The following is a 12,919-nucleotide window of genomic DNA, read 5'->3' as shown; positions in this document are numbered from 1 at the left end:
CTGTGTCATCGTGCAGCACTTCCCATTTTCAAAAGAAACTGCAGATCTTCCTCAATCCCCCGCACATTTCCAGAAACGTCCATCGCATACTCCATGACCCACTCGGCATCCGGCGTCGCCTGCTTTGCCAGTTTTAAAAAGCAGTCAAAATCAAGTGTTCCCTCATGAATCCTCTGATGGCTGTCGTGGACACCGTCGTTGTTGTGGAGATGGTACGCCACAATCTGGTCCGCCAGCGCGTTTACGACCCGCTTAAGCGACCAGCCGTTCGCCCAGGCGTGCCCGATGTCGATGAGCACCGCATACTGTTCCCGGCGGCACAGATCGATAAATTCCTGCTCATCGAAGAGACGGTTTCCGCGCTCCAGAACTCCGGCATTCTCCACGACCACCTGGGTTCCCGCCTCCTCACACAGCTGTTTCACGGTGTAATAATTTTCACAGGAAACACGGACGCGGTCTTCCTTCTCGCCCGGTATGATGCGGCAGTTGTTGTGATGATAAACGAGATATTTGCTTGAAAGCTCTTTCGCATACGAAAGCGTCTTTTCAAGCAGCTCCATCGTGCGCGCATACTCTACAGTCCCCTCCGCTGCCGAATGCTCTGCCTGATAATATGGACCATGGAAGCTGACCGGGACTTCCTTTAAGAGCGGCATGGCGTCCCGCAGGTTCTTCTCAAAGCATTCCTCATGAAACATCGGAAACACCTCGACTCCCACCTGTCCAGGAAACCGTTTGAGATACGGAAGAACCTGACCGAACTCGCTGCCTTTATACATATTAGTGCTGATAAGAATTTTTCTCATGATTGCATGTCTCCTCTTCAAAATATACGTTCATAATCTTGTTTTGAAAACACTTTTTTCGCTCTATTATCTCTATTCTTACTGGGCGATCGCCTTTTCCAATTTCGGCACCGCCAGCTTTTCCTGTGCGCGGATCACCATCTCCGGGTAACCGAGCGATTTCTCCGTCCCGCGGTCAAACAGATGCAGCTTTTCCGTCTCCACATGGATGTATACCTTCTCACCCGGCTGTGGAATCTCGCCCTCGCGGATGGCAATCAGCTCGTTCTTGTCTCCCTCGACCTGAATATAAACACCGTACCGGTTTCCGTAATCCTCCACGTAACGGACCATGCCCTCGATCGACCGCTCCTGCGGGGTGCGGCTCATCATCACGTGTTCCGGGCGGACACCGGCGTACAGCAGTCCCGACGGGCACTGCGCGGCGATCCGCTGCCAGATACCCGGAAGTTCTACCTTCTGTTTCCCGATGACAAGCGCCCCGTTATGATATTCCGCCTCCACGATATTCATGGACGGCGAACCGATAAACTTCGCACAGAACACGCTTGCCGGACGATTGTACACGTGTGACGGGGTATCGAGCATTTCCATCTTGCCCCGGTACATGAGCGCGATCCGATCGCCAACCGTCATCGCCTCGATCTGGTCGTGCGTAACGTAGACTAACGTCGGGTGGTACATTTCATGGATTTTTACCAGTTCTTTTCTCGCACGCATCCTAAGCTGTGCATCCAGGTTTGACAGCGGCTCGTCCAGAAGGAAATAGTCGGCGCGCTTTACCACGGCTCTCGCCAATGCCACTCTCTGGCGCTGTCCGCCGGAAAGCTCCTTCGGCTTCCGATCCTCCAGCCCTTTCAGTTCCAGCATTTTGAGGACTTCTTTTAAGCGCGCATCGATCTCGTTCTCATCCATCTTGTGCGCTTTTAAACCATATATGATATTATTCTTGACGCTCATATGCGGAAACAGCGCATAGTTTTGAAACACCATCGAGACACCGCGCTCGCCGCACGGCACATCATTTACCACCTGGTCGCGCATCCACAGGTTTCCGGCGGTCACATTTTCCAGTCCCGCAATCATGCGAAGTGTCGTCGATTTTCCACAGCCGGACGGACCTAATAAAATCAGGCGTTCGCCCTCCTTTACCTCCATGCAGAGGTCCTCCACGACCACATTTTTGCCATACGCTTTTTTAACATTTTCAAATACAATATTTTTCATTGAATTAATCTATCCCTTTCTTATGTCCAGCGCAATCTCCCGTTATCCCTTCAATCCAGACGCCGCAAATGTATTGATGATATAGCGCTGGAAAATGATATACAGTACCAGCGGAATCAGCATCGTGAGCACCGACACCGCCATCGCGATCGTAAATTCCGTACCGCCCTCGGCGCTGATGTACATCTGCAATGCCAGCGACAGCGTATAATTTTCCTTGGATTTTAAGATCAGCACCGGCCACACATATTCATTCCACGAATTGATAAAGAAAATGATGCCGGTGGAAATGATGGACGGACGCACCAGCGGAATCACAATGTCGCGCATGATTTTCATGTGCCGGATATTTTCCATCCGTGCCGCCTCAATGAGTGCCAGCGGGATTCCACGCATTGCCTGGCGCAGCAGGAAAATTCCCAGCACATCCGCCAGCTGCGGCAGTGCGACGCCCCAGATACGATCGCGCAGACCGATTTTAGAGATCAGAAGATAATTTGGAATCATCGTGACCGTAAACGGGATGAACAGCGTACTTAACATAATAAAATACAAAAATCCTTTTCCCTTAAACCGGAAATAGACGAACGCATACGCCGCCAGAAGTCCCGTGATTGTCTTAAAAATCGTGACCGTCGATGCGATCAGAAACGTATTCAGCGTGATTTTCACAAACGGCAGTTTGTCAAATACATGCCGGTAATTTTCCAGCGTCGGATGCAGCGGAATCACCTGAAAAACCGTGTTGAACGCCTCCTGCATCGTCTTGAAAGAGTTGGAAATTGCAAATACGATCGGCATCAGAAGGAGGAAAACGACCACCACCAGAAACAGATGCCAGCCGATCTGTCTGTCTTTAGTTTTCATAGTAAACCCCCTTTTCTACAAACCGGAATTCCAGCACCAAAAGAATGATAAAGAGTGCCATCGTCATGACCGATACCGCCGAGGAAGTTCCTGTTTTATAGAGTGTAAACGCCTCATGGTACGACATATAAATCAGGTTCGAACTGGCATAGTTCGGTCCTCCTTGTGTGACGACCTTGATCGGCGTGAACACATACTGGAGTCCCTGCACGATCGTCGTAATAAACACATAGATTCCAGTTGCAGAACTCATCGGCACGACGATATCCTTAAAAATCTTCCACATCGGCACATTTTCCAGACGCGCCGCCTCGATGACCTCCATTGAGACACCGGAGACGCCCGCTAGGATGTTGATGAAATTGTAGCCAAACGTCTTCCAGGTCGTGATAATACAGAGTACCGCGATGACCCAGCCCTCCGTTTTCGACCAAAACGGCAGTTTCAGCCCAAACCAGCCTGCCACAATCGCGACCGGACCCGAAATCGGATTCAGAATCCATGTATACAGAATCGAGCCGACGACCAGCGAAATCACACTCGGCAGGAAAAAGACCGCCTTGTAAAAACTCTGTCCCTTTTTGATGACGCACGAAAGAATGAATGATAAAATGTACGGCATCACAAAGTTAAACACCAGAAGAATCACGATGTACCAGAATGTATTGCCAAAGATTTTCCATGTATTCGGATCCTTCAAAACGGAAATATAATTCCCCAGTCCCACAAACTTCTTGACCGGCTTTACCATGTTCCACTCAAAAAAACTCAAATACAGCGTGTAAAAAAGCGGATAAAACATAAATACCGCAAACACGACGAGCGACGGCAGCAAAAAAACATATCCAAGCGCTGCCTGTTTTTTGTCCTCCCGATTCAAACTATTTCCTCCATTCTAATGTACGCTCGGAATCTTTCGGCGCCTGCCCAGCCACAACAGCAGGTGTTGGAAAGACTCTGAGCCTGCATTTTATGAAGGGGCTGCCGCCAAACAGCTCTTTCGCGCTCCGGCCGCTTCCTGCGTCTTATCTGCACGCAGTCCATTCTGCCAAAACACGTTCTGCTATTCCGCAACAACCCCATTCTCATTTCTGTCCTAAATTTTGTAATGATTTTTCTGCCACCCGAAAGCTGTTCCAAGCGTCAGGCTGCCTGTCCCTACTGTGCATCCAGCAGCTGGTTGATCGCATCCTGTGTGCTCGTCATACCATCTTTCGCAGATACCTGACCGCCCAGAATCTGGTCTCTCATATCCAGAAGAAGCTGCTCTGCCTCAAGGCCTGCATCGCCCGGGAATGCGGTCCATGATACAACGCCGTCCATCTGCTCAATCGCTGCATTCATCATTGTGTTCTCAGCCAGAAAATCTTTCAATCCATTTTCTGCCTCTGCCACATCTTTTCTCGGCGGTACATAACCGGTTCCCTCGGTCCATGCTGCCATTGATTCTACGCTGTAAAGATACTTTTCAAACTCCCATGCCGCCTGAATCTGCTCGTCGCTCTGCGCGGTGATGGCTAAGAAACAGCCGCCTGCCGGAACCTTGCGCTCCTTGTCGTTCCACAGCGGGGATTTCACGGTTGCTACGTCAAACTGTGCCCCCTTCTGTACGGAAGCGCGTCTCGCAATGGTGGTGTAAAGCATCGCGCAGTTGCCGTCGATAAAGCTCTGGCAGCCCTCTTCCCATGAAACATGAAGGGCAGAACCATCTTTTACCATATCCTGCATCATCTGCATTGCCGCAATGCCGTCCTCGGTTGCAAAGCTTGCTTTTTTCTTGCCGGATGCATCCGCAGTCAACATATCCGCTCCCGCGCTCTCAACCAATGCCTGCTGCGCCCAGAAATCTGCCGGTTCCTGCATATAGAAACCATATTTTCCTGTCTTCTCTTTGACTGCCTCGGCAAATTCCTGTACTTCCTGCCAGGTCTCCGGTCCATCTTCGGAAAGGCCCGCTTCTTTTAAGAGATCTTTATTGATGTAGAGAACCGGGCTGCTTAAGGAGTACGGGATTCCGACCTGCTCGCCGTTGCTGTTGACCGCCAGGTCTAAGACATTTGGAAGGAAATTGTCGGTTAAGAAATTTGCATCCTCGCTGTCGAATTTATCAATCGCATCCTGCGGCGCCACATAGTCAAAGTTATTGGAGAAATAATCCAGAAATGCCCAGCCAATCTGAACAAGCGCCGGTGTATTTCCGGTCGCCGCTTCCGCCTGCAGATTCTGCATCAGACCTTTGTACATATCCGGGTTGTATTTCGCTACTACCTCGATGTGATCATTTTCCTCATTAAATTTCTTTACCAGATCGTCTACGACCAGACCTCCCTGGGTTTCTGCGTTACAGTGCCAGTATTCAATCACCGTTTTATCGCCGGATGCCGCCTTCTCTGCCCCGCTCTCTCCGGACGCGCTCTGTGTGTCGCTGCTTCCTGTCGCCGAGCTGGATGCCTGGCTGCATCCTGCCATCAATGTCATCGTGCCTGCCATCGCAAGCGCCATCAGACGTCTCATACTTACCTTCATTCGTTCTCCTCCTGCTGCGGTGTCCCATCTCCCAATCTGTCTTACCTTGGAACCAGCCATCTATGTCAAAATCGTGATCGGGAGTCCTTTGCCGCGCTTCTCTTCTGTCAAATCACTTGTGCTGTGTCCAGATTCTATCTTAAAGATGGTTTGTAAAATGCAGGAGGTGATTTATGTAAAAATTATCTATAATTTTTGAAAATTGTTTTTTCGAGGTTCTGCGGCATAAAAGAATGTGCCTTTTTGTGTAATGGGGAATTCCAAGGAATTTCCTATTACACAAAAAAACGCCTCTATCAGTTTTTGCTGATAAAAGCGTTTTTTATTCTATGTTCCGTTTTCTATGTTTATATCCGGGCTGCAGTTTCCTTCATGGAACATGCCGGAGAGAATGCCGCAGAACGCATACTTTTTTATATGTCCGCCCCCTACAGTCTCTTAAGCAGCGCCTCTCTCGCTTCCTCATAGCCCGGTTTGCCAAGCAGTGCAAACATATTTTTCTTATAGCTCTCTACGCCCGGCTGGTTGAATGGATTGACACCCAGAAGGTATCCGCTGACGCCGCAGGCAAATTCGAAGAAATAAAAGAGCTGTCCTAAGCTGTACGCATCCATCGCCGGGATCGTCACTTTCAGGTTCGGCACACTGCCGTCGGTATGTGCCAGAATCGTGCCGTTCATCGCACTCTTGTTGACGAAATCCACGCTCTTGCCAGCCAGATAGTTCATACCGTCCGTGTCAACATCTTCTTTCTTCAAAATGACCTCCGCCGAAGATTCAGCCACTTCCAGAACTGTCTCAAACATGATTCTCGCGCCGTCCTGGATGAACTGACCCATCGAATGAAGATCGGTCGTCAAATCAACCGCTGCCGGGAAAATACCTTTCTGATCCTTGCCCTCGCTCTCGCCATAGAGCTGTTTCCACCACTCCGATACATAGTGCAGGCTCGGCTCATAGTTTGCCACAATCTCGACCTGTTTGCCCTTCCGGAGCAGAATGTTGCGGACCGCCGCATATAACAGAGCAGAATTCTTCTCAAACGGAGTCTCCAGTGCATTCTTTCTCGCGTCTGCCGCGCCCTGCATCAACGCATCTATATCCGCGCCGCTGACCGCGATCGGAAGCAGACCGACTGCCGTCAGGACGGAGAAACGACCGCCAACATCATCCGGAACCACGAAGGACTCGTATCCCTCTTCATTTGCCAGATTCTTGAGTGCGCCCCGCGCCCGGTCTGTCGTCGCGTAGATTCGCTTGTTTGCCTCTTCTTTACCATATTTCTCAATCAGCATCTCCTTAAATACACGGAATGCGATCGCCGGCTCCGTTGTCGTACCGGACTTGGAAATAATATTGATAGAGAAATCTTTTCCATCGACCAAATCCATCAGATCATGGATGTATTTGCTGCTGATGCTGTTGCCAACGAAGTAAATCTCCGGTGTTTTTCTTTTTTCTTTCGGAAGATTATTGTAAAAACTATGGGACAGGAACTCGATCGCCGCTCTTGCGCCCAGATACGAACCGCCGATACCGATTACCAGCAGGACATCCGAATCCTTCTGAATCTTCTCCGCCGCTTTTTTGATGCGTCCGAACTCTTCCTTATCATAGTCCACCGGAAGGTCGATCCATCCAAGAAAATCATTGCCCGCGCCGGTCTTTTCTACCAGCGTCTCTCTTGCCGCCTGCACGCCCGCCTTGATACCGGCGATCTCTTCCTCATGAATAAATGCAGCCGCTTTTGAATAATCAAAGATCACATCTTTTCCCATATGTTTCCTCTCCTTTGCATTTCAGCCGTCCGCAGGCGGCGTGATTACTTTGTCAAAAACTTAACTTATCTTTATTATAGCAATCTGGACACCCGTGTGCAACCAGTTTTCAGTTGGAATCATCATTTACAACCCCGATAAATACTCCCTCATAATATCCCCCAGAACCTGCGCCTCCTCGCGGCTCAAACCTTTCATCCAGTCACCCGCATTTGCCTCGCCATTTCGTGTTTTCCGCGTATCCCGGCTTGCTGCAATCTGGTCGAGGCTCTGCTTCAAATACTCCATTTCCTTGTCGCCGGGACGCTCCTTCGCTTCCTGCCTGGGACCCGTATTGTTTTCCGTTTCATTTCCTGATACCATCCGGCGATCCGTAAGATGCCCATCTGTCTCATGCTTGTCCCGTTCCTCCGGTTCGCGCGGTGCAGTGCGAACTGCCCGCATCAGATTCTGTGCCCGTGCATCCCGCTCACGGAACGGATTCACTCTCATCGCTGTCCGCGATTTTCCTTTTTCAAACTCCGTTTCTCCCAGATCCCGGTTATCCGTTTCAGCACCATCCCGACCGCTCACGCCGCGATCTGCCCGCAGCGTACTCTGCAGCCATTTCGGCATTTCCCGCACATTCGAGTCCACGCCAGCAATTCCGCCGGATACTCCTGAAGCTCCGGACATTTCCTGTCCGCGCGTCTCCTTCTCACGTGCCGCCCGAAGGAACACCGAATTATCCACATACTCCAAAAGCGCCGTTTCCAGCCGCTGCTGTTTCTGGTCAATCTGGAAACAGCTCTCGATAAATGCCAGAAACAGACCGCTCATGACAGCTGCCGACGCATACAGCACAATATAGCTCGCATCCAGCTCATACCAGTATGCCAGAAATGCCTCCGCTGCTCCGGTCAGAAGCCCTAAAAGCACCATTTCCATTGACACGCCGTTCCACGCATCCAGCGAAATATGTAAAAATGAAAATCCGTCAATCTGCTTATCCAGATATGCCTGCGTGTTCACGATGTTCTGACCCAGGCGGCAGGTATTTTCCAACCGCTGCTTCAGATTTTGAAGATTCTTGTTCCGGGTCATCGCCATGTTGTCAGTTTCTTTTAATAATCTTTTGTAGAGGCTCCGTGTAATCAACTTGCTGACAAATCCGATCATTCCGATCGCCGCAAGAACGGACAGCGCTTTTCCAGTTTGTAAAAATTCCAGCATAAAAAAGCTCCCCTTTCTCTACTTCCGGATCACTTCCGGATGGCTTGCCACAGGTCAGGTTTAGGCGCTTCGCAGTTTGTCTCTTGCAATTTGCTTTTTACAATCTGCTTTTTGCATTCTGCTTTTCACATTCTGTTTTTTGCGCCTGTCAAATCCCGCCTGCATCGTGGCTTTATTATATCCGCCGAAAGAGTCTTTGTGAAGATGAGAAAGGGGAAAATCGTTCGTCAAATTCTGCCTTAATTCGATTTTTATAGGTATTAATAATGCGTATCATGCAAAATTTCTGGTTGTTAAAAATTCCGTCTGTGAATCATATTTATGACTCATTATGCCTCATACCGGGATGCCATTTCAAGCAGTAGGTTTACCGAATGCTTGATCGCCTGCGCCTCAAATGCCGCATAGTCCATACCTGCGCTGTCATCCGCCTTATCTGAAATGGCACGGATAATCAGGAACGGGATTCCGTTTAAATATGCCGCCTGTGCGATCGCTGCGCCCTCCATCTCGGTACAGCTTGCGCTAAACTGCTCGATCAGCCACTCCTTTTTTGCCTTATCCGAGATAAACTGGTCGCCGCTTACCACGCGTCCCGGAAATGCCTGAATCTCCGGATTGACCTTCTGGTTGCACTCAATCGCCAGCTCGCGCAGCTTCTCATCCGCCTCAAATGCAAAGGTATCTACACGCGGAATCTGTCCGATCCGGTATCCAAATCCGCTCGCATCCATATCATGCTGCACCGCATCCGTCGATACAACGATATCGCCAATATTGATCTCTGCACGCAGGGAACCGGCGATACCTGTGTTCACAATCGCACTGATATGGAACCGATCCGCCAGAATCTGACTGCACATACCTGCATTTACCTTGCCGATACCAGAGCGAACCACAACTGCGTCCTTTCCGCCCAGTTTGCCCTGATAAAAATCCATACCGGCTACACTTGTCACGGTAACATCCGTCATTTTCTCCTTGATCTGAGCCACCTCTTCATCCATCGCTCCGATGATTCCTAACATCTGTTTGCCCTCCTGTTTTTCTGTTCTTTATTCTTCTGCCTTTCTTTTATAGATTTATAGAAAAAGAAATTCTTACTATTTGATCTTCTGCGCTTATACCCCTGCATCTCTTTCCTCAAATCCATTGGCTGACTCGGCTCTACAGTCAGTGTGTGCCTGCACCATCATTTTTCATTTGAAAATCGTTCATTTACTTTATAATAGCGCAGCCGCATCGTTACCATGTATACCTTGTACAAACAATAACACCGTATCTTTTCATGAGTATACTGGATTTTTGTTATCTTGACAACACCTTTACTGGCAGACTATAATCATTTTACTGCGGTGGATTCCCGCCACAGCAGATTAAAACACATACCATTTTGAGGAGGTTTTACCATGACATACAAGACAAAGGGAGTCTGTTCCCGTGAGATTAATTTTGAAGTAGAAGATAATAAAGTAAAGAATGTGCAGTTCGTCGGCGGCTGCTCCGGCAACACACAGGGCGTTGCCCGCCTGATCGATGGCATGGATATTGACGAGGCAATCTCCCGCATCGAAGGCATCCAGTGCGGCTTCCGCCCAACTTCCTGCCCGGATCAGCTGGCACAGGCGTTGAAGGAGTATAAGGCGAACGTGAAATAAGTATCCTTTGGTAGATTCTTTCTGACCCGCCGACATAGTGAAAAACCATTTTAAAACCCCACCTGAAAACATCTGGAATTTTGAATCAGAAATTCCTGGATGGTTGCAGGTGGGGGTATTTATGTGATCGCTTTTTTCATACTATTTCGTGTTGCAAATATAAATTTAGTAACACTGTCCCCGTTTTAATTAGTCGCCGTATTCAGTGATATTAATCCCTCCTGTTTTTGTCATAAACGACTGTCCCTTTCCATTTGCCTCGACATAATGAATTCCTACCACTCGATATTTATAACCTGTTTTCTGATTCTTCACAGTAAATTCATTTGTCATTCCCGATAAATCCTCTGTCGGAAAATCTTCCTTTTTGGCATCATATGTATATCTAGAAACCTCCACCCATTTACCATCTTCTTCTCGCTGCAATATTGCAATATTTTTTATCTTATCACATTCTACATGAGCTAATGTTTCGATAATAATTCCAATATCTCCCTTTCCCAAATTACTAATACGAGTTGTTGCCGTATCAATAATGCTTCCCCTCGGTTCTATTCCTACTGCTGTTCCTTCTGCAGAATTTTCATCCAATACTACTGTTGTATTATAATCTGCTGTTTCAACAGAAAAGCCATTAACATTTTTTATATCTGCTGCCTGAACTTGCATTGCTGCCATTACCATCATAAATCCAGCACAAACTAATGAATAAAATTTTTTTCTCATAAATCCTCCTCTAAATAAAGATTTTTAATCATTCTACAAAATTCCTTTTGTGGCATTACCCCAGAAATTTGATAATAGGCATCTTCTTTTTTGTAATAAGAACTATATTCTATTTTCCCATTTTCAACATTGGCTCTGTCTATATTAATATAGTCTCTTAAAAGTTCATTATATATTCTTTTTCCTTTTTTCCTATCTGAAACAATGCTCATTGAATTTCCAACATCTCCTGTTTGTTGTACCAGTTTTACCTTATATTCTCCATACTTAAAATATATTACTGCCCTTGTTTCTCCTATATCTGCCTTTACATATTCTAAATTTTTAGGTACATAAGCCAATTTCATTACTTCAATTTTCGTTTTTCGAGCTATCTCTATATATGCTTTATCTAATTCATCCTCCCCAGAAATAGCCTCAACATTATTTAAGACAATCTCATTCCGTACACTGTCCTTCTCCCGCACCACATACCGATACTCCCTCTTCGCCCCAGCCGAAATTCCCATCGCCACAACCATCACTGCGATAGCGGCGGCTGCTACAGAGACTTTCACAATCGTTTTCAGCCGGCGTGGTTTGCGAGCTTCTTCGTGCAGTTTGACAATGTTCTCGCTGGATGATTCTTTTTCACTTTCCGGGCTTGTTCCCACCTCCGCTTCTAACTTTGCCATCAACCTCTCAAAGCCGTCTTCTGGTTCTGGAGGTATGTCGCTGTCTTTTACTTCCGTCTGTGCAAGGATAAAATCCTTCAACAGCTGATCTTCGCTGACTCCAAACGCTTCCTGCAGCAGGTGTTCTGCATCTTCTCCAGCTTTTTTTCCGCGCCGGCTTCTGCTCACTTTTTATCCCTCCTCTCTGTCCTCGTCCTAACTTTTAGGTTGACTTTTCTTTTTTTCCGTTTACTATACTAAATGTAACCCTTTGCGGGTATGATAAAGCATAAAAACAGTTGTTTTCAGGTTATGGTTGTCCCCTCACACCGTAACCAGCGGCTGATGTGTGGAGGAAACTACTATGAAAAAAATCATTCTGACCGGCGGTGGTACTGCAGGTCATGTTACACCGAATCTCGCCCTGCTTCCGGCACTGCGCGAGGAAGACTTTGAGATTCACTATATTGGTTCTTATAACGGCATTGAGCGCCGCCTGATCGAGGCAGCCAGCATCCCTTACGATGGAATCTCATCGGGAAAACTGCGCCGTTATTTTGACCTTAAGAATTTTTCAGATCCGCTTCGCGTTCTGAAAGGATACTTTGAGGCTCGCAAGCTTATGAAAAAATACAAACCGGATATCGTCTTTTCCAAAGGCGGTTTTGTCGCTGTTCCGGTCGTTCTGGCTGCCAAGCATTATAAAGTGCCTGTCATCATCCATGAATCCGATATGACCCCAGGACTGGCAAATAAAATCTGTATTCCAGCCGCTTCTAAGGTATGCTGCAACTTTCCGGAAACACTTAAATATCTTCCGGAAGATAAGGCGGTTCTGACCGGTTCCCCGATCCGTGAAGAGCTTCTGCACGGGGATCGTCTGGCGGGACTCCAGTACGCCCATCTTTCTGCCGATCGCCCAGTAATTCTGATCATCGGCGGAAGTCTCGGCTCCGTCACGGTCAATCAGGCTGTCCGCGGCATTCTTCCGCAGCTTCTGAAAACCTATCAGGTAATACATATCTGCGGAAAAGGCAATCTGGATGAGTCTCTCATCGGCACCGAAGGATATGTTCAGTATGAGTATGTGGATAAACCACTCCGCCATCTCTTTGCAGCGGCAGATCTGATCATCTCCCGCGCGGCGCAAATTCCATCTGCGAAATTCTGGCACTCCGCAAACCGAACATTTTGATCCCTCTGTCGGCTGCTGCCAGCCGCGGCGACCAGATCTTAAATGCCAACTCCTTTGCAAAACAGGGATTCAGCACCGTTCTGGAAGAAGAAGTTTTAACCGCAGATACTCTCAGCCAGGCAATCGAAGAGACCTATAAAAATCGCCAGCAGTTCATTGATAAAATGTCTGAAAGTCACTTAAACAATGCTGTCAAAACCATCATGGGGCTGATTCATGGTTGCATACGCAGTTAGTAGCATTGCTACGTTTGTATAGTACAAGACTA

11 protein-coding genes and 1 pseudogene are annotated in these 12,919 nt (G+C 47.9%); 2 read left to right on the top strand and 10 right to left on the bottom strand.

The window, feature by feature from the left end:
- Positions 1-5: 5 nt before the first annotated feature.
- The 8 genes from DW085_RS15165 to DW085_RS15130 all read right to left on the bottom strand — a co-directional run bounded on the left by DW085_RS15165 (position 6) and on the right by DW085_RS15130 (position 9,447).
- Positions 6-809 carry a sugar phosphate isomerase/epimerase gene (locus DW085_RS15165; protein ID WP_227589700.1) on the bottom strand — a complete coding sequence of 268 codons (804 nt, stop codon included), beginning with the start codon at positions 807-809 and terminating at the stop codon, positions 6-8.
- Between the two features lie 78 nt (positions 810-887).
- Positions 888-2,036 carry an ABC transporter ATP-binding protein gene (locus tag DW085_RS15160; RefSeq protein WP_118493419.1) on the bottom strand — a complete coding sequence of 383 codons (1,149 nt, stop codon included), beginning with the start codon at positions 2,034-2,036 and terminating at the stop codon, positions 888-890.
- 42 nt (positions 2,037-2,078) lie between these two features.
- On the bottom strand, positions 2,079-2,903 hold the full coding sequence (locus tag DW085_RS15155; RefSeq protein WP_022360021.1) for a carbohydrate ABC transporter permease: 825 nt from the start codon (positions 2,901-2,903) through the stop codon (positions 2,079-2,081).
- Positions 2,893-3,783 (bottom strand): sugar ABC transporter permease, encoded by an 891-nt coding sequence (locus DW085_RS15150; protein WP_118493417.1) that lies wholly within the window; start codon positions 3,781-3,783, stop codon positions 2,893-2,895. The genes DW085_RS15155 and DW085_RS15150 overlap by 11 nt, the downstream gene beginning before the upstream one ends.
- 278 nt (positions 3,784-4,061) lie before the next feature.
- Positions 4,062-5,429 (bottom strand): ABC transporter substrate-binding protein, encoded by a 1,368-nt coding sequence (locus DW085_RS15145; protein WP_117796607.1) that lies wholly within the window; start codon positions 5,427-5,429, stop codon positions 4,062-4,064.
- Between the two features lie 428 nt (positions 5,430-5,857).
- On the bottom strand, positions 5,858-7,207 hold the full coding sequence (locus DW085_RS15140; RefSeq protein WP_118493415.1) for a glucose-6-phosphate isomerase: 1,350 nt from the start codon (positions 7,205-7,207) through the stop codon (positions 5,858-5,860).
- 126 nt (positions 7,208-7,333) lie between these two features.
- Complete coding sequence (locus DW085_RS15135; RefSeq protein ID WP_022360025.1) at positions 7,334-8,419, bottom strand: hypothetical protein; 1,086 nt, start codon at positions 8,417-8,419, stop codon at positions 7,334-7,336.
- A 329-nt stretch (positions 8,420-8,748) separates the two neighbouring features.
- Positions 8,749-9,447 (bottom strand): 5'-methylthioadenosine/adenosylhomocysteine nucleosidase, encoded by a 699-nt coding sequence (locus tag DW085_RS15130; RefSeq protein ID WP_022360026.1) that lies wholly within the window; start codon positions 9,445-9,447, stop codon positions 8,749-8,751.
- A gap of 381 nt (positions 9,448-9,828) precedes the next feature.
- Here DW085_RS15130 and DW085_RS15125 point away from each other — a divergent pair, with 381 nt between their 5' ends.
- Positions 9,829-10,077, top strand: coding sequence for a TIGR03905 family TSCPD domain-containing protein (locus DW085_RS15125; protein ID WP_022360027.1), 249 nt, complete (start codon positions 9,829-9,831; stop codon positions 10,075-10,077).
- 189 nt (positions 10,078-10,266) lie between these two features.
- Here the strand turns inward: DW085_RS15125 and DW085_RS15120 are convergent, their stop codons facing one another.
- Positions 10,267-10,803, bottom strand: a complete 537-nt coding sequence (locus tag DW085_RS15120) for a hypothetical protein (protein ID WP_118493413.1) — start codon at positions 10,801-10,803, stop codon at positions 10,267-10,269.
- Positions 10,800-11,645 (bottom strand): DUF4367 domain-containing protein, encoded by an 846-nt coding sequence (locus DW085_RS15115; protein WP_118493411.1) that lies wholly within the window; start codon positions 11,643-11,645, stop codon positions 10,800-10,802. Before DW085_RS15115 ends, DW085_RS15120 begins: the two co-directional genes overlap by 4 nt.
- Positions 11,646-11,820: 175 nt before the next feature.
- Between DW085_RS15115 and DW085_RS15110 the strand changes: the two are divergent.
- Positions 11,821-12,887, top strand: a pseudogene (locus DW085_RS15110) (undecaprenyldiphospho-muramoylpentapeptide beta-N-acetylglucosaminyltransferase).
- Positions 12,888-12,919: the final 32 nt, after the last annotated feature.

This window comes from Clostridium sp. AF50-3 (assembly GCF_003477445.1).
Taxonomy (GTDB): domain Bacteria; phylum Bacillota; class Clostridia; order Lachnospirales; family Lachnospiraceae; genus Otoolea; species Otoolea fessa.
Note: the sequence above shows the minus strand (reverse complement) of the source record. Positions and strands in the feature narration are given on the sequence as shown.